Annotated in this window: 18 protein-coding genes; 6 read left to right on the top strand and 12 right to left on the bottom strand. The window is 64.1% G+C overall.

The window, feature by feature from the left end; translation table 11 throughout:
• The 4 genes from kdpB to FJ417_RS31265 are packed head-to-tail and all read right to left on the bottom strand — an operon-like array spanning position 1 to position 4,143.
• Entirely contained in the window at positions 1 to 2,094 is a 2,094-nt protein-coding gene (gene kdpB / locus FJ417_RS31280) for a potassium-transporting ATPase subunit KdpB (protein WP_140786112.1), read from the bottom strand.
• Entirely contained in the window at positions 2,091 to 2,327 is a 237-nt protein-coding gene (locus tag FJ417_RS31275) for a hypothetical protein (protein WP_246687611.1), read from the bottom strand. Before FJ417_RS31275 ends, kdpB begins: the two co-directional genes overlap by 4 nt.
• A gap of 1 nt (position 2,328) precedes the next feature.
• Positions 2,329 to 4,032 carry a potassium-transporting ATPase subunit KdpA gene (kdpA, locus tag FJ417_RS31270; RefSeq protein WP_140786111.1) on the bottom strand — a complete coding sequence of 568 codons (1,704 nt, stop codon included), beginning with the start codon at positions 4,030 to 4,032 and terminating at the stop codon, positions 2,329 to 2,331.
• Positions 4,033 to 4,053: 21 nt separating this feature from the next.
• A complete protein-coding gene (locus tag FJ417_RS31265; RefSeq protein ID WP_036257910.1) occupies positions 4,054 to 4,143 on the bottom strand; it encodes a K(+)-transporting ATPase subunit F in 90 nt (29 codons plus the stop codon).
• Between the two features lie 406 nt (positions 4,144 to 4,549).
• Here FJ417_RS31265 and FJ417_RS31260 point away from each other — a divergent pair, with 406 nt between their 5' ends.
• The gene (locus tag FJ417_RS31260) at positions 4,550 to 5,080 is read left to right on the top strand and encodes a hypothetical protein (RefSeq protein ID WP_140786110.1); all 531 of its coding nucleotides are present in this window, start codon (positions 4,550 to 4,552) and stop codon (positions 5,078 to 5,080) included.
• On the opposite strand, the gene FJ417_RS31255 is transcribed toward FJ417_RS31260, so the two are convergent.
• The 5 genes from FJ417_RS31255 to FJ417_RS31230 all read right to left on the bottom strand — a co-directional run bounded on the left by FJ417_RS31255 (position 5,075) and on the right by FJ417_RS31230 (position 11,026).
• Positions 5,075 to 6,517: an amidase gene (locus FJ417_RS31255; RefSeq protein ID WP_140786109.1), complete on the bottom strand. Its 1,443-nt coding sequence runs from the start codon at positions 6,515 to 6,517 to the stop codon at positions 5,075 to 5,077. The two genes, FJ417_RS31260 and FJ417_RS31255, sit on opposite strands and share 6 nt — an antisense overlap.
• A 183-nt stretch (positions 6,518 to 6,700) precedes the next feature.
• A complete protein-coding gene (locus FJ417_RS31250) occupies positions 6,701 to 7,792 on the bottom strand; it encodes a Gfo/Idh/MocA family oxidoreductase (RefSeq protein WP_140658103.1) in 1,092 nt (363 codons plus the stop codon).
• Positions 7,793 to 8,113: 321 nt separating this feature from the next.
• Positions 8,114 to 9,286, bottom strand: coding sequence for an ABC transporter substrate-binding protein (locus tag FJ417_RS31240; RefSeq protein ID WP_140786108.1), 1,173 nt, complete (start codon positions 9,284 to 9,286; stop codon positions 8,114 to 8,116).
• A gap of 64 nt (positions 9,287 to 9,350) precedes the next feature.
• On the bottom strand, positions 9,351 to 10,202 hold the full coding sequence (locus FJ417_RS31235; protein ID WP_140786107.1) for an ABC transporter permease: 852 nt from the start codon (positions 10,200 to 10,202) through the stop codon (positions 9,351 to 9,353).
• Positions 10,199 to 11,026: an ABC transporter ATP-binding protein gene (locus FJ417_RS31230; RefSeq protein ID WP_140786106.1), complete on the bottom strand. Its 828-nt coding sequence runs from the start codon at positions 11,024 to 11,026 to the stop codon at positions 10,199 to 10,201. The genes FJ417_RS31235 and FJ417_RS31230 overlap by 4 nt, the downstream gene beginning before the upstream one ends.
• 277 nt (positions 11,027 to 11,303) lie before the next feature.
• On the opposite strand from FJ417_RS31230, the gene FJ417_RS31225 reads away from it, so the two are divergent.
• Entirely contained in the window at positions 11,304 to 12,251 is a 948-nt protein-coding gene (locus FJ417_RS31225; protein WP_140786105.1) for a MurR/RpiR family transcriptional regulator, read from the top strand.
• A 200-nt stretch (positions 12,252 to 12,451) separates the two neighbouring features.
• On the top strand, positions 12,452 to 14,239 hold the full coding sequence (locus FJ417_RS31220) for an NAD(P)/FAD-dependent oxidoreductase (protein WP_140786104.1): 1,788 nt from the start codon (positions 12,452 to 12,454) through the stop codon (positions 14,237 to 14,239).
• Positions 14,240 to 14,447: 208 nt separating this feature from the next.
• Here the strand turns inward: FJ417_RS31220 and FJ417_RS31215 are convergent, their stop codons facing one another.
• Both FJ417_RS31215 and FJ417_RS31210 read right to left on the bottom strand, forming a co-directional pair.
• Positions 14,448 to 15,683, bottom strand: a complete 1,236-nt coding sequence (locus FJ417_RS31215; RefSeq protein WP_140786103.1) for an amidohydrolase/deacetylase family metallohydrolase — start codon at positions 15,681 to 15,683, stop codon at positions 14,448 to 14,450.
• A 31-nt stretch (positions 15,684 to 15,714) separates the two neighbouring features.
• Positions 15,715 to 16,080: a RidA family protein gene (locus FJ417_RS31210; protein WP_140647917.1), complete on the bottom strand. Its 366-nt coding sequence runs from the start codon at positions 16,078 to 16,080 to the stop codon at positions 15,715 to 15,717.
• Between the two features lie 188 nt (positions 16,081 to 16,268).
• Here FJ417_RS31210 and FJ417_RS31205 point away from each other — a divergent pair, with 188 nt between their 5' ends.
• Positions 16,269 to 16,751, top strand: coding sequence for a hypothetical protein (locus FJ417_RS31205; RefSeq protein WP_140786102.1), 483 nt, complete (start codon positions 16,269 to 16,271; stop codon positions 16,749 to 16,751).
• Positions 16,752 to 16,780: 29 nt separating this feature from the next.
• Here FJ417_RS31205 and FJ417_RS31200 read toward each other — a convergent pair whose 3' ends face one another.
• Positions 16,781 to 17,035 (bottom strand): hypothetical protein, encoded by a 255-nt coding sequence (locus tag FJ417_RS31200; RefSeq protein WP_140786101.1) that lies wholly within the window; start codon positions 17,033 to 17,035, stop codon positions 16,781 to 16,783.
• Positions 17,036 to 17,274: 239 nt separating this feature from the next.
• Between FJ417_RS31200 and FJ417_RS31195 the strand changes: the two genes are divergently transcribed.
• Together FJ417_RS31195 and FJ417_RS31190 are read left to right on the top strand one after the other, a co-directional pair.
• Positions 17,275 to 18,768, top strand: a complete 1,494-nt coding sequence (locus tag FJ417_RS31195; protein WP_140786100.1) for an ATP-binding protein — start codon at positions 17,275 to 17,277, stop codon at positions 18,766 to 18,768.
• A gap of 624 nt (positions 18,769 to 19,392) precedes the next feature.
• Positions 19,393 to 20,322 (top strand): VCBS domain-containing protein (locus FJ417_RS31190; RefSeq protein WP_210240682.1); only part of this gene is annotated, 930 nt, incomplete at its 3' end.

The raw sequence follows: 20,322 nt of genomic DNA, 5'->3' as shown, positions 1-20,322 counted from the left end.
TTATGCAAGGCCTAGGGCCGTGACGACCAGGTCGATCGCCTTGATGCCGACGAACGGCACGACGATGCCGCCGAGGCCATAGATCAGCAGATTGCGGGTGAGCAGCGAGCCCGCCCCGATGGCGCGATATTTCACGCCTTTCAGCGACAGCGGGATCAGCGCGATGATGATCAGCGCGTTGAAGATGATGGCCGACAGAATGGCGCTCTGCGGCGTCGCCAGATGCATGACGTTGAGCGCCTGCAGCGGACCGGTGGACTGGCCGGGCGCGACGTAGAAGACCGCGAACATCGCCGGGATGATGGCGAAGTACTTGGCCACGTCGTTAGCGATGGAGAAGGTCGTCAGCGAGCCGCGCGTCATCAACAGCGCCTTGCCGATCTCGACGATCTCGATCAGCTTGGTCGGGTCGGAGTCCAAGTCCACCATGTTGCCGGCCTCGCGCGCAGCGACGGTGCCGGTGTTCATGGCGACGCCGACATCGGCCTGGGCCAGCGCCGGCGCGTCGTTGGTGCCGTCGCCGCACATGGCGACCAGCTTGCCCTTGGCCTGCTCCTCGCGGATCAGCGACAGCTTGTTCTCGGGCGTCGCCTGGGCGAGGAAGTCGTCGACGCCGGCTTCGGCGGCGATGGCAGCCGCGGTGAGCGGGTTGTCGCCGGTGATCATCACCGTGCGGATGCCCATCTTGCGCAGCTCCGCGAAACGCTCGCGGATGCCGCCCTTGACGATGTCCTTGAGGTGGACGACGCCGAGCAGGCGGCCGTCGCGCTCGACCGCCAGCGGCGTGCCGCCGGCCTTGGCGATCTCGTCGGCGATCGCCTGCAGGTCGCGGATCGTTTCGGTCGCCGGACGCGTGCCATGGGCGGCGACGGTCGCCTGATTCACGTGATTGAGCACCGCATCGACGGCGCCCTTGCGCACCGACGAACCGTCGATGTCGACGCCGCTCATGCGGGTCTGCGCGGTGAAGGGCACGAAGGTCGCGTGCAAGGTTGCCATGTCGCGGGCGCGGATGGCGTATTTCTCCTTGGCGAGCACGACGATCGAGCGGCCTTCCGGCGTCTCGTCGGCCAGCGATGCAAGCTGTGCTGAATCGGCCAGCTCCTGCTCGGTGACGCCCTTGACCGGACGGAACTCGGTTGCCTGGCGGTTGCCGAGCGTGATGGTGCCGGTCTTGTCGAGAAGAAGCGTGTCGACGTCGCCGGCGGCCTCGACGGCGCGGCCGGACATGGCGAGCACGTTGAAGCGCACGAGGCGGTCCATGCCGGCGATGCCGATGGCCGACAGCAGCGCGCCGATCGTGGTCGGGATCAGCGTCACGAAGAGCGCAACGAGGATGGTCACCGAGATATAGCCGCCCGAATAGGAGGCGAAGCTCGGGATGGTCGCGGTGGCCAGCACGAAGATCAGCGTCATGCCGACAAGCAGGATGTTGAGCGCGATCTCGTTCGGCGTCTTCTGGCGCTCGGCGCCCTCGACCAGCGAGATCATGCGGTCGAGGAAGGTCTGGCCGGACGCGGCGGAGATGCGCACGCGGATCCAGTCGGACAGAACCTGGGTGCCGCCGGTGACGGCCGAACGGTCGCCGCCGGATTCGCGGATGACGGGCGCGGATTCGCCAGTGATCGCCGCTTCGTTGACCGAGGCCACGCCTTCGATCACCTCGCCGTCGGATGGGATGATGTCGCCGGCCTCGACCAGCACGACATCGCCGACCTTCAGGCTGGTGCCCGGCACCATCTTGAATTTGGTGCGGTCGCCGTTGGTGAGCAGCTTGGCCTGGGTTTCGGTGCGCGCCTTGCGCAGCGAGTCGGCCTGCGCCTTGCCGCGGCCCTCGGCCACCGCCTCGGCGAAATTGGCGAACAGCACGGTGAACCACAGCCAGATGATGATCTGCAGCGTGAAACCGAGATCGCCGCCGCCGGCGATCAGGTCGCGGATGAAAAGCACGGTGGTCAGCAGCGAGACGACCGCAACGACGAACATCACCGGATTCTTGACCAGCGTGCGCGGATCAAGCTTGCGGAAGGCGCCGCCGATGGCGGGCACCAGGATGCGCGCATCCATGATAACAGCGGATTTGGACTGGCTCATTTTTGGGCTCCAGTATCGGTTATGTTGGACGGCGCCGGGTGTTCGGTCTTCGGGAAAAGGCGCGGAAGGCCGATGGCCAGCAGCCACAGCACGAACAGCACGGCCGCCATGCCGAGAAAGGTCGAAAGGGTCGGGAAAGGACGAGGCTTCTCGCCCCTTCCGTTGTCGGGCGCTCCGTCACCGGTCTGCTGACGGTCGTTGCCACGGATGTCGTTGAAGCGGGGCATGGTCATCTCAGAAGGTCTGTCCATGGATCATCGCCAGATGCTCGACGATCGGACCGACGGCGAGCGACGGGAAGAAGGTGAGGCCGCCGACGATGACGATGACGCCGACCAGCAGGCCGACGAACAGCGTGCCGTCGGTCGGGAAGGTGCCGGCGGAGGCAGGCACGGTCTTCTTGGCGGCGAGCGAGCCGGCGATGGCCAAAGCCGGGATGATGACCAGGAAGCGGCCCATCAGCATGCCGACCGCCATGGTCAGATTATACCAGGGCGTGTTGCCGGAGAGGCCGCCGAAGGCCGAGCCGTTGTTCGCGGCGGCCGAAGTATAGGCGTAGAGCACCTCGGTGAAGCCGTGCGGGCCGCCATTGGCCATCGAGGCCACGGCGCTCGGCAGGACAACGGCGATGGCCGTGAAGATCAGCATCGCCAGCGGCAGGCACAGGATGGCAAGCATCGCCATCTTGACCTCCCTGGCCTCGATCTTCTTGCCGAGATATTCCGGCGTGCGGCCGACCATCAGGCCGGCGACGAAGACGGCGACGACGACGAACATCAGGATGCCGTAGAAGCCGGCGCCGACACCGCCGACGATGACTTCGCCGAGCTGCATGTTGATCAGCGGGATCATGCCGCCGAGCGCTGTGAAACTATCGTGCATGGCGTTGACGGCGCCGCAGGAGGCGGCCGTGGTGATGACCGCGAACAGCGCCGAGGCGGCGATGCCGAAGCGCGTCTCCTTGCCTTCCATGTTGCCGCCGTCGATGCCGAGCGCATGGACCAGCGGGTTGCCGGCGGCCTCGGCCCAGTAGCAGACGGCGACGCCGACGAGGAACAGCACGCCCATCGAGGCGAGGATCGCCCAGCCCTGGCGCTCACTGCCGACCATGCGGCCGAAGACATTGGTGAGGCCGGCGCCGAGCGCGAAGATCGACAGCATCTGGATCAGGTTGGAGATGGCGTCCGGATTCTCGAACGGATGCGCGGCGTTGGCGTTGAAGAAGCCGCCGCCATTGGTGCCGAGCATCTTGATGGCGACCTGCGACGCGACCGGCCCGAGCGCGATCGTCTGCTTGGCGCCCTCCAGCGTGGTGGCATCGACATACGGCCCAAGGGTCTGCGGGATGCCGAGCCACACATAGGCAAGCGTCAGCACGATGCAGAGCGGCAGGAGCACGTAGAGCGTGCAGCGGGTGAGGTCGACCCAGAAATTGCCGATCGACTTGCCGGAGGCGCGTGCGAAGCCGCGGATCAAGGCGATCGCGATGGCAATACCGGTAGCGGCCGAGACGAAGTTCTGGACGGTGAGGCCGGCCATCTGCACGAGATAGGACATCGTGCTTTCGCCGCCGTAGTTCTGCCAGTTGGTGTTGGTGATGAAGCTGGCGGCGGTGTTGAAGGCCAGCTGCGGGTCGACCGCGGTCATGCCCGCGGGATTGTAGGGCAGCACGCCCTGCAGCCGCTGCAGCGCGTAAAGGACCAGCAGGCCGGCGAGATTGAAGAGCAGCATGCCCGTCGCGTAGACGGCCCAGTGCTGTTCTTCCCTGTCGCTCGTGCCGGCGAGGCGGTAGAGGCCACGCTCGATAGGGACGAGCACCGGCGACAGCAAGGTGCTATCGCCGCTGAAGACGCGGTACATATAGAAGCCGAGCGGCTTCACGAGCAAAAGCAGGATCCCGCAATAGACAAGGATCTGCATCCAGCCATTTATGGTCATGATGGGCTCTCCGCGTACCGGTCAGAAGCGCTCTGGGCGGATCAGCGCGTAGGTGAGGTAGGCAAGCAGGAACAAGGTCACCGCGCCGCCGAGGATGTAGTCGAAAAGCATGGTACGGCCCTTTCTCAGATTCTCTCGCAGGTTTTGACGTAGGCTAAGGACAGGGCGAAGAATAAAACCCCGATCCCGAGAACTATGAGGTCCATTGCAGGTGTTCCTTGTTTTCCACTTGTGTTCACAGACCGCGTAGGCGGGCTGAAAACTTCACGCACGCGCTCGTCACCTTGGCGGCGACGGCGGTTCACAGCGTTTCTTCGAACGGAAATATGGACCCGATCGCCATAAAGGTTCGAGACGGGAGGGATGGGAAAGATATAGGAATTTTATAGGGGTTTTGAGCGGGCGGCGACCGCGTTATCCAACCTGCTGAATAGGCGCCGTAAACTTATATGGTGGTTTAGTCCGTGAAATTCTGAAGACCGGGTCAATCGACATACCTGCAGCGGAAGGCGAGGAAGTGAGCGAGATCTTTGAACCCAAGATCATAAGTGGATCCAGAGGCAAAGCTGTGCTGTATCTTGTTGGAAGCTTGGCACTCTTCTGGGCCGGTGCAACGATTGTGCCGGATACCGATTTCGAACGTGTCCTAACCGAGCTTGGACTGGTTCTCTTTGGGTTGTGCTTACCTCTGTTCGGCTGGCTGATAATCCGTCCACAATCGCTGCGGCTGAATAGCTGCGGATTTACTCTATGCGGCGGACTAGTCCGTTCACAGAAGCAAGTTCTTTGGGCAGACATTGACGGCTTCTTTGTCCATAACTTACCCAAAGGCAACCAGGCAGTTGCTTACAATTTTCGACCGGGGGCTAAAACCGCTTCACCGCTTACGCGGATCAGCAAAAAACTGGGAGCTAAAGCCTTGTTACCCGGTATATGGCCGTTGTCGGCCGAGCAGATGGTCGAAACCCTGAACGTCTATCGGCTCCAGGCGTTAAGTCGTGAGCCCGAGCAGTCGTCAGAACCGCCGCTCTCAGGTGGTGGATTATAATCCAGTTCCCGGCCGCCGATCCTTCCACGGCATCTCCCCTTCCAACTGCGTGGAAAGCGCGAGCACCATCGCCTCGTCGCCGTAACGGCCGACGAGCTGGACGCCGATCGGCACGCCGCCGGCCGACTGCCCGAGCGGCAGCGAGATCGCCGGCAGGCCGGAGATGTTGAAGGGGAAGTTGAAGACCGCGTCGCCCCATTTGGCGTTGTAACGATCGAGATCGGTCTCCGACATGTCGTAATAGCCGAGCGGACGCGGCAGTTGCGTCAGCGTCGGGGTGATGAAGATGTCATAGGGGTTGAGGTCGCCGACGATATCGCGGCCGATCAACCTCAACTGCTCGACATCCGAAATATGCTTGATGCCGCTGGTCGCGCGGCCGCGCTGGATGATCGTCCAGGTCAGCGGTTCGACATCGTTCGGCGTGACGGGACGGCCGACCAGCGTCTCCAGGAAGCCGAAAGTGGCAGCCGTCTGCACGCAGGTCATGTCGGTGTAGATCTTCCAGACAGCATCGGCGTCGAGCGGCATGTCGTGCTCCTCGATGTCGTGGCCGAGACGTTCCAGCGCGGCGACCGTGGAGAGCACGGTTGCCTTGACGTCAGGATCAATCGCCGTGCCGTTGGGCGGCGTGACGGTAAAGCCGATACGCAGTTTCTTCGGCGCTCGCGCGGAAAGGCTGAGCCAGCTGTCCGCCGGCACCGGCGGCGTGTAGGCATCGCCGGGCAGGGCGCCGGCCACGGCGTCGAGATAGGCGGCGGTGTCGCGGATCGTTCGCGAGCAGCAGAGGAAATAGGCGCCGCCATACCAATAGTCGCCGAAGGGCGCCAGGCTGACGCGGCCGCGCGATGGCTTCAGGCCGACAATGCCGCAGCAGGAAGCCGGAACGCGGATCGAGCCGGCCCCGTCGCTGGCTTCGGCGATCGGGACCATGCGCGAGGCGATCGCGGCAGCAGCGCCGCCGCTCGAGCCGCCCGGCGTGATGCCTTCCTTCCACGGGTTCTTCGTCGTGCCGTAGAGTTTCGGCTCAGTGGTGATCGACCAGCCGTTTTCCGGCGCGTTGGATTTCCCGACGAGGATGAGGCCCGCCGCCTTGATGCGTCGCACCACCTCGCTGTCGGAATCGGCGACGAAGTCCTTGAGGTAGCGGCAGGAATTGGTGAGAGGCGCGCCGGTCCAGGACGAAGCGAGCTCCTTGAGCAGGTAGGGAACCCCGGCGAAGGGCGCGTTCTTGTCAACCGACGCCGCCTGGGCGCGCGCCAGGTCGTAGAGACGATGGACGACCGCGTTGAGTTCCGGGTTCAGGCGCTCGATCATGGTGATCGCCGCTTCGACGAGCTCGGCGGGAGAAACCTCGCCGTGCTTCACAAGTTCGGCGAGAGCCAGCGCGTCGGACTGGGTGTAGGTTTCGAGCAAGCTCTTCGAGATCGCGACCATGTGTTTCCTCCCACTTGCAAGTGCTGTCGGCTGAGAACTGGCCCGGACTCGCCCTCACCAGCCTCCGCTTCGCTCGGCTGACCTCTCCCCGCCGGGAGAGGAGATTGTCGGCGTCGGCGCCAACCTCTTCTCCGCGCAGGGGAGAAGGTGGCCGCGAAGCGGCCGGATGAGGGAGCGGCGGCTTTAGGCCAGCTCGACGGTGCGCTTTTCCGCGATGCTCTGCTCGGCCGCCAGCACGATGCGCAGGCTGTTCACCGCGGCATCCATCTGTTCGGTCAAATCGAGATCCTCGCGGATGGCGCGCAGGAAGAAGGCCTGCTCGCGGTCGCAAAGCTCCTGGTGGCCAGGCTCGTCCTCCATGCTGACGATCTCGTCGGGCTTGGCAAAATTCTTGTCGCCGTCGACCTGCGCGTAATGGATCTTCAGCGCGTCGGTCTTGGTGTGGCGGTCGATGTCGGCGGAATCCGACACCTCCTCGGCGTCCTTGGCGCTGCTGCCCGACTGGCCGGCGACAATCGAGACGGCGCCCTTGGGACCGACCACGTCCTTCACGAAATAGGCCGTCTCGCTCATCATCGGGCCCCAGCCCGCCTCATACCAGCCGACCGAACCGTCATCGAAGGTGACATGCAAATGGCCGTAATTCTGCTTGTCGGCCTCGGCCCACAGCTTCGCGCCGATGCCGTGCACGCGCACCGGCTTGGCGCCGGTCAGCTGGCACATGACGTCGACATAGTGCACGCCGCAGTCGACGATCGGGATCAGCGAATCGATCAGGTTCTTGTGCCAGTGCCAGGCGGTGCCGCTGCTCTGCTGGTTGAGGTTGAGGCGCATCACCAACGGCTTGCCGAGCGTCTTGCCGACCTCGATGAATTTGATCCAGGACGGGTGGACGCGCAGGATGTAGCCCAGCACTAGCTTGCGGTTCTTCGCCCGCGCCGCGGCCACAACCTTCTCGGCGTCCGCGATGTTGGTGGCCAGCGGCTTTTCCATGAACACATGGCAGTTGGCGGCGATCGCCTTCAGCGCGTATTCGGCATGCGTGTTCGGCCAGCTGTTGATCGAGACCGCGTCCGGCTTGGTCTCCTTCAGCGCCAGGTCGAAATCCTCGTAGAGTGGGTAGCCGGCGAGTTCTTTCGGGATCTTCTTGTTGCTCTTGATGCTGCGGCTCATGATTCCGACGATCTCGAAGCCGTCGGAGCGGTGATAGGCGCTGGCATGCGAGGCGCCCATATTGCCCAGACCAACCACCAGAATTTTAACTTTGTCGGCCATCGAAGCCTCCCTACTTTCTTGATTCAGTCATGGGCGGCGATCGATCGCCGCTCGTATGCCTATCTGGGACAACCACCTTAGGTCAGCGCCGCCGCTCATCACCCGGCCCCTTCCTCTCCCCCGTCGATCGGGGGAGAGGTGTCGAGCAAAGCTCGACGGAGTGGGGGTCGACCTTCGCCGCGCCGCCTGAGGTTTCTTGCGCGCCAGATTGTGCCTGTCTTGCAGCGATTACGCATTTGGCGAACGCCTTCCCCCACTCCGTCGCCGCTTCGCGGCGCCACCTCTCCCCCCTCCGGAGGGAGAGGAAAGGGGCCAGCCCCTTCACTTCACTGCCGAATCGAAGAGGTGCGCCTTGATCTTGTCGACGTCGAGCGCGGCAAAGCCTTCCGACAGCTTCACGCCGTCGGCGTCGGCCTTGACCTTGGCCTTGTCGAAGTCGTTGGCGGCCGGGATCAGGTCGTTGGTGCAGACGTCCTCGGCCTTCACCGGCGCGGTGATCTGGCCGATCTTGAGGATCTCGTCGAAGAAGCCCTGCCAGCTCGCCATGTCGTGCGAGCCCCAGCCGCCACGCTTGTCCATGTCGCCGCGGAAGACGTTGATCTGCTGCAGGATCGAGGTGGTGCCGAGTTCGGGGCCGAGGTTCTTGGCCAAGGTCGGGAACTGCTCGAACACGGCCTCGACCGCGGCGCGCGGGTTCTGGTAGCCGAATTCGAGACCCATCGCCCAGCCACGCAGGTATTTCTCCAGGAAAGCCTTCTTGTCGGCGTCCTCGAGATCGGCGGCGCGCACGACGAAGGTGTTGGCCGGCAGCTTCGAGTTCTGCACGCCGAGCCAGTATTCGAAGTCGAGGCCCTTTGCGATCCATTCGGCGCGCAGCCCTTCCCAGGAGAGCGCCGCATCGCCCTGGCCGCCGGCAAGCGCGGTGCCCCAGGTTGGCCAGCCGGCCTCGACATATTTCACCTTCTTGATGTCGACGCCCTGGGCCGCAAGCAGCGGATCGACGATCGCCTGCCAGGCGGCGGAGCCGAGCAGGATGGTCTTGCCTTCGAGATCCTTGAGGTTCTTGGTGCCCTGGCCCTTGCGGAAGGCGATGCTGAAGGTGTCGCGCGCGCCCATGTGGAAGACGGACTTCAGCTTCATGCCGTTCTGGATGGCGAAGGAGAAGACGCCGGGCGAGGGGAAGCCCATGTCGGCCTGGCCGACATCGACGAACTTCACCGTCGCGGTGCCATCCGACGGGCCCGGCTGCATGTCGGTGGCGAGGTCGCCGAAATAGCCGGCTTTCTTGGCCGACCAGTAGGGATAGTCGTCCAGCACTTCCAGCGTGCCGCGCGGCGAGATCCAGGTGAATTTCTCATAGGCCGCCGCCCTGGCCTTCAGGCCAGACGCGCCAAGCGCGGTGGCGGTCACGACGCCGGCCGCCGTCACCTGCAGGAAATAGCGGCGGCTGATGCCCGCTCTTGTCGATGTGTCGAATGAGCTTTCGTTGATCATGGCATTCCCCTTTTGTTGATTGCTTGCCTTCGCCCGCCTCCCGGGCGACCTCGTCCTTTCGCGCTTATGTTTCCCAGCTCGCCCATTTCTTGCCGATCAGGAAGAACAGCACGTAGATCAGGATGCCGAGCGTCGACAGGATCAGCACCACCGCGAAGAATTGCGGCATCTGGATCATCGACGAATAGGAGGTCAGCCGGTTGCCGAGGCCGAAGCCGCCGCCTACCATCTCGGCGCCGACGGCGGTGAGCAGCCCGAAGATCGCGCCGATCATCAGCCCGACCAGGATCATCGGCAGCGCCATCGGCGCGCGGATCTTCCAGAAGATCTGCAGTGTGCTGGCACCATAGGAGCGGGCCAAAGCGATCTTGGCGCTGTCGACGCGGCGGAAGCCGGTCGCGGCGTTGATCATCACCATCGGGCCGGCGGCCAAGGCCACGGCGATGATGCGCGGCGTATAGCCGAAGCCGAAGCGCAAGATGAGCAGCGGCACCAGCGCCAACATCGGCGTGGTGACGAGGATGAGGATGTAGGGCGCGACGATTTTTTCGGCGAAGGGAAACTGGGTGATCACCGCCGCCATCACCAGGCCGACTATGGCGCCGATGGCGAAGCCCGAGACGAGCTCGACCAGCGTGTAGCCGAGATGCGGCGCGATCAGCGGGAACTCGTCGAACAAGGCGTAGGCGATCGAGCTCGGCGGCGGCATAATATATTGCGGCACGTGGAAGATGCGCAGCGCGAGCTCTATGCCGCCGACAATCACCACCGCGACGGCGAGGATCGCCGCCACCTCGGCGCCGGACTTGATGCCGGGGCCGCTGGCGAAGGCCGAAAGATTGGTCAGGCTGACATCCTGGCCGTCGCCGCCTGACTTCGCCTTGGAGAATTCCGGAATAGCGTCGCCCCCGCTCACGGCCTGATCCTCACGATTTCGGCCGACGGCCGCTCCAGCGTGCTCGGCCGGACACGCCCGCCGACAATGTCCATCTTGATCTTGTTGGTGAGATCGAAAACCTCCTTCGTCGCCATGATTTCCAGCGAGCGCGGCCGCGGGAACGGCACGTCGTAGACCTTGGCGACGCGGCCGGGCCGCGTCGTCAGCACCACCACGCGGTCGGAGAGGAAGATCGCTTCCTCGATGCTGTGGGTGATGAAGACGATGGTAGTCTTGGTGTCGAGCCAGATCTCCTCGACGAGGCGGTTCATCTCCTCGCGGGTGAAACTGTCGAGCGCGCCGAAAGGCTCGTCCATCAGCAGCACCGAGGGTTTCAGCGCCAGCGCGCGCACGATCGCGGCGCGCTGCTGCATGCCGCCGGAAAGCTCGCGCGGGAACTTGCCGCCGAAGCCGTCGAGCCCGACGCGGTTCAACAGATGCGCGATCCAGGCGCGATCGGGTTTCTCGCCCTTGATCTCGAAAGGGAAGTTGATGTTAGCGTCGAGATTGCGCCAGGGCAGGAGGTTCGCTTCCTGGAAGACGATGCCGATCTCGGGCCGCGGGCCGGTGATCTCCTTGCCGTCGAGCAGGATCGCCCCCGCGGTCAGGCGATGCAGGCCCGACATCGACCACAACAGCGTGGTCTTGCCGCAGCCGGAGGGGCCGACGATGGATACGATCTCGTTGGGCCGCACATCCAGGCTGCAGCGATCCAGCGCCAGAAGATCGCCGGAGGCCGTTTGATAGACCTTGGTCGCTGCCTGCACGCCGAGCTTCGGCGTTGTTGCGCTTGCCGTATTCATGCTCCCCCTCGGAGACTGCGCGATGCGTTGCCGGAGGCCCCATCTGTCCGCGAAATCAGTCTGTAACTATCCTACTTTACTGTCAAGCGGCGACAGATGGCGGATGCAATCAGGTTCAATCAGATTTTGTCTAACTATTTGGTTTTCATAAATTTTATGATCCCTTGCCGTGTGTGTTACTTTCCTACATACTCCGTCTCGGTTGATTGCCTATGGCCAGCGGGCGGATAATCGCGAAGATGATAGTTCCAGAAGCGGGCTGGGGAGGACTTGGCGAATGACCGAAGCTGACAGCCAGGCGTTGCGAGCGACCGACGAGGACGACGAGCGGCACGACCATCTCCGGCGCATTCCCGATATCATCTCGCAGGTGAAGGACAGCTATGCGGAATTGCGGCCGGCAGAGCGCCGCGTCGCCGACGTCGTGCTCGACGACGTCAAATATGCGGTCGACGCTTCCAACGCCGCGCTTGCCCAGCGCGCCGGGGTCAGCGAGCCGACGGTCACCCGCTTCTGCCGCGCCATCGGCTGCGATGGCGTGCGCGATTTCAAGCTGAAGCTGGCGCAGAGCCTTGTCGTCGGCGCGCTCTATCTCGCCACCAAGCCGCAACCCGCGAACGGCGACAGCGGCATGCCGTTCTGGAACGCGGTGTTCGGCGAGGCGCGGCGCGCGCTGCAGGAGGCGGAGCGGCAGATCGATCCGGGACAGTTGCAAAAGGCCGCGGAACTGATCGCCAAGGCGCGGCAGGTGACGGTGTTCGGCCTTGGCGGCAGTTCGTCGGCGCTGGCGCAGGAGACGCAATACCGCCTGTTCCGCTACGGCATCACCATCAGCGCGCAATGCGATCCTTACTTGATGCGCATGACCGCCTCGACGCTGAAGCCGGGCGATCTGGTGATCGCGATTTCGGCAACGGGGCGCACGCGCGAGGTGATCGAAGCGGTGGAACTCGCCAAGCATTACCGCGCCAACGCGATCTGCGTGACGGCGCCGGATACCGAACTGACGCGCGTCTGCGATGTGCGGCTGACGATGGCTGTTGCCGAATATCCCGACACGCTGAAGCCGACGGCGTCGCGCTATGCTTTCCTGGCTGCCATCGATCTGCTGGCGGTGGCAACCGCCTACAGGATCGACGGCCCGGCGCGCGAAACGGTGCGCCGCATCAAATACAACGCCCAGATCCACCGGACCGGCAAGGAGATGGAGCCGCTGGGGGATTGAGATATTCAGGTGAGGCCGGCCTGCAAATGGCGGTTTCCTGCGCTTCCGGTGCTCACGTACCTAAGTACGCTCCGCTCCGGTTCTCGGAACCCACCATTTTCGACTCGGCCTGACCTGAATCTCGACCGCCTCAAGGCGAGTTTCGACAAGGTCGACAGGTGGCCGTGTCGTTCGAATATATTCGGAGGGAAGGACAAAAAATGCTCGACATCGCACCATCGCAACAGGCGACTACCTGGCTCGGCGCTTTCGGCCGGACGCTCGAGGCCGGCGACATCGACGCTGCGATCGGTCTTTTCGCGGAGGATTGCTACTGGCGCGATCTTTTGACTTTCACATGGAACATCAAGACCATGGAGGGGCAGGCCGCGATCCGCGAGATGCTGAAGGCCACGCTCGACCTGGCGCAGCCGTCGCACTGGCGGCTGACCGGAGAGCCAGGCGTCGACGATGGCATCGTCGAAGCCTGGTTCAGCTTCGAGACGACGGTGGCGCGCGGCGAGGGGATCCTGCGGCTCAAGGACGGCCGCTGCCGCACGCTGTTCACGGCGATGAGCGAGCTCAAGGGTTTCGAGGAGCGGAAAGGCCCGGCCCGGCCGCTCGGCATCCGCCACAAGGCCGACCCCAAGCGCGAAACCTGGGCGGAAGCCAGGGCGCGCGAGGCGCGCGACCTCGGCGTGCACGAGCAGCCCTATTGCCTGGTGATCGGCGGCGGGCAGGGCGGCATCATGCTCGGCGCCCGGCTGCGGCAACTGGGCGTTCCGACCCTTGTCATCGACAAGAACGCGCGCGCCGGCGACTCCTGGCGCAACCGCTACCGTTCGCTCGTGCTGCACGATCCGGTCTGGTACGACCATCTGCCCTATGTTCCGTTCCCGGAAAACTGGCCGGTCTTCACGCCCAAGGACAAGATGGGCGACTGGCTGGAGATGTATACCCGCGTCATGGAGCTGAACTATTGGGTGGCCACCAAATGCATCAGCGCTGCCTATGACGAGGCCGAAAAGGTGTGGACGGTGGTGGTCGACCGCGTCGGCCAGCGCGTCACGCTGAAGCCGAAACACATCGTCTTCGCCACCGGCGCCTATGGTCCGCCGCGGCCGATCGAATTGCCGGGCACGGACAGCTTCAAGGGTGAGCTTTTGCATTCCAGCCAGTATTCCACCGGCGAGAAATTCCGCGGCAAGCGCGTCGCGGTGATCGGCGCTGCAAGTTCGGGGCACGATGTCAGCGTCGATCTCTGGGAAGCGGGCGCCAAGGTCACCATGGTCCAGCGTTCGCCGACGACCGTGGTGAAATCCGACACGCTGATGGATGTCGGCTTCGAGATCTTTTCGGAGAAGGCGCTGGCCCGGGGCATCACCACCGACAAGGCCGACATGATCGTGGCCTCGACGCCCTTCGCGCTGGTGCCGAAGGGCCAGCGCGCGCTCTATGACGCGATCCGGGCGCGCGACGCGGATTTCTACAAACGCCTCAGCGACAGCGGCTTCGCCATCGATTTCGGCGAGGACGAGACCGGGCTGTTGATGAAGGCCTACCGCACAGGCTCCGGCTATTACATCGATGTCGGCGCCTGCGAGCTGATCCTGAAGGGCGAGATCAAGGTCAAGAGCCGCGTCGGCATCAAGACGCTGACGCCGTCCGGCATCCTGTTCGAGGACGGCAGCGAGCTTACCGTCGACGCCATCGTCTGCTGCACCGGCTACCAGTCGATGAACGAGACGGTTGCGGGGATCGTCTCGCGCGAGGTCGCCGACAAGGTCGGCCCGTGCTGGGGGCTGGGCTCCGGCGTCAAGGGCGATCCGGGTCCGTGGCAGGGCGAATTGCGCAACATGTGGAAGCCGACGGCGCAGGAAGCGCTGTGGTTCCACGGCGGCAACCTGGCGCTGTCGCGCTTCTATTCGAAATATGTGGCGCTGCAGCTCAAGGCGCGGATGGAGGGGATCGCGACGCCTGTCTATGGCGAGCCGAGTAATGCGAGGTAAGGTCGACCCCCACTCCGTCGAGCTTCGCTCGACACCTCTCCCCCGATCGACGGGGGAGAGGAAGGCGCGCGCTTATTCCAGCTGGCTCCCTTCCTCTCCCTCCGGAGGGGGGAGAGGTGGCGCTGCGAAGCAGCGACGGAGTGGGGGAAGTCATTCGTCAAACGCGCCGCCGCCGCAATCCTGCCGGCCATCTCCCCTCAGGGAGAGATCAGCTAATCATACCCCGCCCAAAATGTCTCGCCGCCACATCCACATGCGTGTGGCGCGCAGGCGCCTCGAAACGCTCGGTCTCATTGTGGTCGGGCGCCTCGTTCGGCCACCATTTGCCGCCGATGGCGATGCCGTTGGAGACCAGACGCTGGTCCGCGACCAGTGACGCTCCGACAGCGTCGACGAAGGTGAAGCGTCCTGGCATCACTTTGAGCACCGCGACATCGCCGATGCCGCCGACCTTCAGCGCACCGAGCTCGGGCCGGGCAATCGCCTGCGCGGGATGCATGGTCGCCGCGCGCAGTACCTCGACCAGCGGCATGCCAAGCGCCATCAGCTTCGACATGCAGACCAGGATGTCGAAGGCCGGGCCGTCGACGCAGTAGAGATGCACGTCGCTCGAAATCACGTCGGGAGCCAGGCCTTCGGCCAGCATCGCCTTGGCGACCTCGAAGTCGAAGGAGCCCATGCCGTGGCCGATGTCGAAGATGACGCCGCGCTCGCGGGCGAGGCGCATGTCCGGCCGCACCGCGCCGGAGGCGAAGACCGGCGCGTTGGGGAAGGGGCGGAAGCAATGGGTGAGGATGTCGCCGCGGCGCAGCCTGGGCAGCACTTCCGAGCGTCCCGGCGGCGGCTCGTCGATATGCGCCATCAGCGGCAGGCCGGCCTTGTCGGCGGCCTCCAACGCCAGGTCCACCGGAGCGATGCCGCTCGAACCGCCGGCATGCTTGCCGGAACGCACCTTGACGCCGACGACCACGTCGGCGTGCTCGCGTACCGCGGCAACCGTCTCGCGCGGCTCGCAAAGCCTGAGGTCGCTGCATTCGCCGACAGACACGGTGTTCGAGAATCCGAAGATGCCGGCGAAGGAGATGTTGACGTAAGCGAGGATGCGGACCTTCGAGAGCTCGATGACATGGCGGCGAAAGCCGAGGAAATTGCCGGCACCGGCGCTGCCGGCGTCGATGAAGGTGGTGGTGCCGCTCTTGGCGGCGAGCCGGTCGGCATCGACGCCGAGCGAGGTTCCGCCCCAATAGACGTGACTGTGCAGATCGACGAGGCCGGGCGCGACGATACAATCCCTGGCGTCGACCACCTGCGTGGCATGTTCGGCATCGATGGCGGCCTCGATTGCCGCAACACGCCCATCGGCGATGGCGACGTCGCGCTGCGCGTCCAGGCCCGATGCGGGATCGATGACGCGCCCGCCCTTTATCAGGAGATCGAACTGCATCGGTGCACTCCCTGCTGCTGCGTGTTCGCGATCAGAGCGGCCGGTAGGCGACCGCCTCGACCTCGATCTTGATGTCGATCATCAGGCGGGATTCGACGGTGGTGCGCGCCGGCGGATCCTGCGGGAAATGCTTTGCATAAACGGTGTTGAACGTGCCGAAATCGCGCGCATCCTCCAGCCAGACGGTGGTCTTCACCACATCGTCCATGGTGCAGCCGGCAAGCGCCAGCGCCGCCTTGACGTTCTGCAGCACCTGCTCGGTCTGTTCGGCGATGCCGCCCTTGACCACGAGCCCGTCGCTGCCTACCGGCACCTGGCCGGAGACATAGACGAAATCGCCGGCGCGCACGGCGGGCGAGAGCGGAACATGCGATTTTCCAAAGCATTGCTTGGGCAAGTGAGCCTCCTCCTGGCGATCGAGCGGGACCGTTCACATAGCCGTCTACGCTCGTCGGCACGATCCTCCTAGAGGCAATGTCGGAAAGCAACATTTTTTCGAAATCCATGTTGCTTTATTACAGAAGCCTGAGCATCTTGCGCTCGACGCCGCCTCCGACCGGCCGCGCGTATGAGGAGAGATCCAGCATGACCTTAGACAAGAATCCGTTTCCGGAAGGCGATGCCGACCGCCACGCGCTTTGGGAAATGTTGGTGCGGCGCGATATCGATGCTTTCCTCGGTCAGGACTGGTCGATGGTCGAGGACGATTTCATCGCCGAAAGCTTCTTCGGCATGCACGCGCATTTCCTCAACAATGCCGATGCCTGGAGGCTGCAATTCCCGAGGCTGGAGGTCTATCGCGACGAATGGCTGCGGCAGGCCAAGGAAACCGCGGCGACGAAATTCGCCGAACCGCTGCGCGAGGCGCTGTTCCGCGTCACCAACATGCGCGACATCGATGTCGATGGCGACCGCGCGGTGCTGCACAAAAAGTTCGACGGCTCGGTCGCCAAGGCCGACGGCGGCGTCGACCGGCTCAAATGGCAGACGCTCTATTTCTGCCGCAAGGTCGGCGGACGCTGGAAGATCGCCGGTTTTGTCGGCTACATGCCGCATCCGCTGGGCTAAGGCCGTTCGGCCTGCCAAAACTTGGTTTCTTAGGCGAGAAGCGGCGATCGTTCGTCCGGGGAGCGGTGGTCGAAGACGACGCCCATGGTCTTACCAACGGCAGCCATGACGATCAGTTCGATCAGATGGTCGTCACTGTCTTGGCAGGCCGGGTCGGATCGGCGGATGACGTCGAGCATCGCCCGGGTCGAGACGGTGTCGCCAGCGCGAAATTTCGAAAGAGCAGACGAAACAAGGTCTTGCACCGTCGGGTCCATGACGGGTACTTCCGCAGCGACGTTCATTGGCCTCCTCCTGCCATGAACCCTCCCATAAAAAGATGATACGCCAATGGTTGGATTGCGCCAGTGAAATGGTGGTCCGACCAGTGTGGCTGGCGACAGCCTGCCGCCATTCGCGCCAGCGACGGGCCGACGCCGCCCTTAGGTGTGGAACACCGAGCCGACGGCTGCGACCCATGCTCGACGCACCGCGCTCAGGTTGGTAAGCCCGTCGCGCGCAGGGAGACGATCCGAGTCGAGACATGACGGTTGCAATCGAGATGGGGCAGACGACGGCGGGCGCGCCGGCGGCCCTCGACCTGGAGGAGTTGTTGGCGACCCGCCTGCTGGTGCAGGGCAATTCGGGCTCCGGCAAGTCGCATCTGCTGCGCCGGTTGCTCGAACAGAGCGCGCCCTGGGTGCAGCAGACGATCATCGATCCCGAAGGCGACTTCGTGTCTCTGGGCGAACGCTATGGCCATCTGGTGATCGATGCGGAGGAGCATACCGAGCGCGGCCTGCAGGCGGCGGGCGAGCGGGCGCGCATCCATCGCGTCTCGACGGTGCTCAACCTCGAAGGGCTCGATGCCGAGAACCAGATGCGGCGTGCCGCGGCATTCTTGGGCGGGCTGTTCGAGGTCGCGCGCGACCATTGGTATCCGATGCTCGTGGTCGTCGACGAGGCGCAGCTCTTCGCGCCCGCCGCCGCCGGCGAGGTTTCGGACGAGGCGCGCAAGCTCTCGCTGGGCGCCATGACCAATCTGATGTGTCGCGGCCGCAAGCGCGGGCTTGCCGGCATCATCGCCACGCAGCGGCTGGCGAAGCTCGCCAAGAACGTCGCGGCGGAGGCCTCCAACTTTCTGATGGGCCGCACCTTCCTCGACATCGACATGGCGCGCGCCGCCGACCTGCTCGGCATGGAGCGGCGCCAGGCCGAAGCTTTCCGCGACCTGGAGCGCGGGCATTTCATGGCGCTCGGTCCGGCCTTGTCGCGCCGTCCACTCAGCGTGCGCATCGGCCAGACCGAAACCAGCCCGCGCAACGGCACGCCGCGGCTGATGCCGCTGCCGGAAGCGATGCTGGAAGATGCGCGCGCGATCATCCTCGCGGCGCCGCCGCCGGAGACGGTCAGGCCGCAACGCCGGCCTTCGCCCGATCTGCTCGACCAGCTGATGGCGGCCAAGGCCGCGCCGCTGGACATCCGCCCCGAGCCGGCGGAACCGCAGCCCAGCGCCGAGGACCTCGCCGAGCGGCGCGAGCGGATGGACCGCATCCTGCGCGCCATCCTGGCCGAGCCGGATGCCGGGTTCCGCGTCATCGGCGTGCTCTACCAGGAGTTCGTCGTTCGCTGCCGCATCGAGGGGCTCGCGTCGGTCGTGCCTGACCTTTCGGAATTCCGCCGCATGCTGACGCGGGCGCGTGCGGGCGTCGGCTCCGACATGGCCGAGGACGACGCCTGGCGCGACGTTTCCGTGCGCGCTTCGCTGCTGCCCGAGGACATGCAGGGCGTGTTCATGATGATCGCCCGCGCGGCGAAGGAAGGCTGGCCATGTCCGAGCGACGCGGCGATCGCGCGGGCCTACGGCTCGCATTCGCTGCGCCGCGCGCGCCGGCTGCTCGACTATATCGAGGAGCAAGGCCTCATCGTCTGCCAGGTCGACGGCGTGGGCCGGCGCACGGTGACGCTGGTCGAACTCGCCTGGGCGACCGCGCCGGGCGACCCGAATGCCGCAGAGCAAGCCAGCCTGGCTGGCTGACATCGGAAGACGCTGGCGACCTGGCTCTGGCGGCCTTTGCGCCATTGGTTGACGGCCAGCCTGCTTTGTCGGTTGCACGCAGCGCTACATGTTCCGATAAAATTTCCGACAGAAATGCCAGCGACCGAGCGATGCGAAGTCAACGCTGCGCCATCAAATGACGCTGCGCCGAAACGGACTGAGCCGTGCACTTTAAGTCTTTGTTTTGATGCGTATCATTCCCTCCAAATCGCAGCCCACTTTGGGAGACACAGGCATCAATCGATGGGATGGCAGATTCGTTAAATGTCTAATGAATCGTTAACATTACGCGGCAATATATATTCCGTTATGGTTTCCAAATCGTAAAAAGCTAATATACCTGAATATAGGTATGCTTGTCCCGCGATTGCGGCGACCGAGGGGGGCACGCCAGCTAGGAATGTTGGGTGCGAGCGTGCAAGCGCTCTGGGGTGGGGTTTTGTCTCTCGGCGAGAGAAGTCTTTACGTTCAATCAGAGTGGCTTGGTCCTGACCAACCGCCGCAGGCGGAAGCATCCGCTTGCGTCGTCTGCACCAGGATCAGCAGTAACCGTTGGGGCGAACACTTCCATTGTTCGCAAGGGATCACAGGGGGAAATTGGCAATGGCGACCACAACAGTTTCGGGCTCGACCGTCACGTTTTCGAATTCGGGCGCGGCAGCCGATCTGACTCAATCCGGCACAGAGGACGGCAGCCTTCAGTTCACGTTCGACGTGCTTGCGGCAAGCGGTGGCGGGACCAAGACGACGATCTATTCGGTGGATGACGGCACCAAGAACGACGACGGAGGGGCCAGCATCACAGTCACGAACAAGGCCTTCGCCGATTATAACAAGGATCTCCTGATACAGGACGTTGCGAACGTCGTCGAAACCAGCAGCACGAGCGGGGCGAAATTCTGGATCGGCACCGACAACAAGATTCACTATGACGCGACCGTTGTAGCCCCCCTGATCAACGCGCTCGGCGCTGGAGAGCAGTTCACGGACACGATCCAATACACGATCAAGATGTCGAACGGCACGCTCAGCGTGGGTACGCTGTCGGTGGTTATCACAGGTACCGACGATGCCCCGGTGATCACCGTCGCGGCCGGCGATCACGATGCCACCACGCTTAACGAAACAAACGCCCCTTTGTCGACAAACGGCACGCTGACCGTCAGCGACGTCGATATCCATGATACGGTCACCGCCTCGGTGACAGGAGTGACCCTGGACGGGGCTACCGGTTCCCTTCAGGCTGCCAACGTCGTGAGCATGCTGTCGCTGGGCGGCAATCCCGTCATCGACAACAGCCACACATCGGGCGCGATCAACTGGTCGTTCAACTCCACGCCACAAGCTTTCGACTATCTCGCGGCGGGCGAGCATCTCACGCTGACCTATACGATCAAGGCAGACGACGGCCACGGCGGCACGACCACGCATGACGTGACGATCACCATCGACGGGACCAACGACGCGGCCTCGATCAGCGTGGTCGCCGGCGGCGACTATGCGGCGAGCGAGGCCGGCGGCGTGAACAACGCA

The organism is Mesorhizobium sp. B3-1-7, assembly GCF_006439385.1.
Classification (GTDB): Bacteria; Pseudomonadota; Alphaproteobacteria; order Rhizobiales; family Rhizobiaceae; genus Mesorhizobium.
Note: the sequence above shows the minus strand (reverse complement) of the source record. Positions and strands in the feature narration are given on the sequence as shown.

Excerpts from the sequence above, each read along its gene's own strand:
- kdpB (WP_140786112.1), bottom strand. The coding sequence starts at position 2,094 with ATGAGCCAGTCCAAATCCGCTGTTATCATGGATGCGCGCATCCTGGTG.
- FJ417_RS31275 (WP_246687611.1), bottom strand. The coding sequence starts at position 2,327 with ATGACCATGCCCCGCTTCAACGACATCCGTGGCAACGACCGTCAGCAG.
- kdpA (WP_140786111.1), bottom strand. The coding sequence starts at position 4,032 with ATGACCATAAATGGCTGGATGCAGATCCTTGTCTATTGCGGGATCCTG.
- FJ417_RS31265 (WP_036257910.1), bottom strand. The coding sequence starts at position 4,143 with ATGCTTTTCGACTACATCCTCGGCGGCGCGGTGACCTTGTTCCTGCTT.
- FJ417_RS31255 (WP_140786109.1), bottom strand. The coding sequence starts at position 6,517 with ATGGTCGCGATCTCGAAGAGCTTGCTCGAAACCTACACCCAGTCCGAC.
- FJ417_RS31250 (WP_140658103.1), bottom strand. The coding sequence starts at position 7,792 with ATGGCCGACAAAGTTAAAATTCTGGTGGTTGGTCTGGGCAATATGGGC.
- FJ417_RS31240 (WP_140786108.1), bottom strand. The coding sequence starts at position 9,286 with ATGATCAACGAAAGCTCATTCGACACATCGACAAGAGCGGGCATCAGC.
- FJ417_RS31230 (WP_140786106.1), bottom strand. The coding sequence starts at position 11,026 with ATGAATACGGCAAGCGCAACAACGCCGAAGCTCGGCGTGCAGGCAGCG.
- FJ417_RS31225 (WP_140786105.1), top strand. The coding sequence starts at position 11,304 with ATGACCGAAGCTGACAGCCAGGCGTTGCGAGCGACCGACGAGGACGAC.
- FJ417_RS31220 (WP_140786104.1), top strand. The coding sequence starts at position 12,452 with ATGCTCGACATCGCACCATCGCAACAGGCGACTACCTGGCTCGGCGCT.
- FJ417_RS31215 (WP_140786103.1), bottom strand. The coding sequence starts at position 15,683 with ATGCAGTTCGATCTCCTGATAAAGGGCGGGCGCGTCATCGATCCCGCA.
- FJ417_RS31205 (WP_140786102.1), top strand. The coding sequence starts at position 16,269 with ATGACCTTAGACAAGAATCCGTTTCCGGAAGGCGATGCCGACCGCCAC.
- FJ417_RS31200 (WP_140786101.1), bottom strand. The coding sequence starts at position 17,035 with ATGAACGTCGCTGCGGAAGTACCCGTCATGGACCCGACGGTGCAAGAC.
- FJ417_RS31195 (WP_140786100.1), top strand. The coding sequence starts at position 17,275 with ATGACGGTTGCAATCGAGATGGGGCAGACGACGGCGGGCGCGCCGGCG.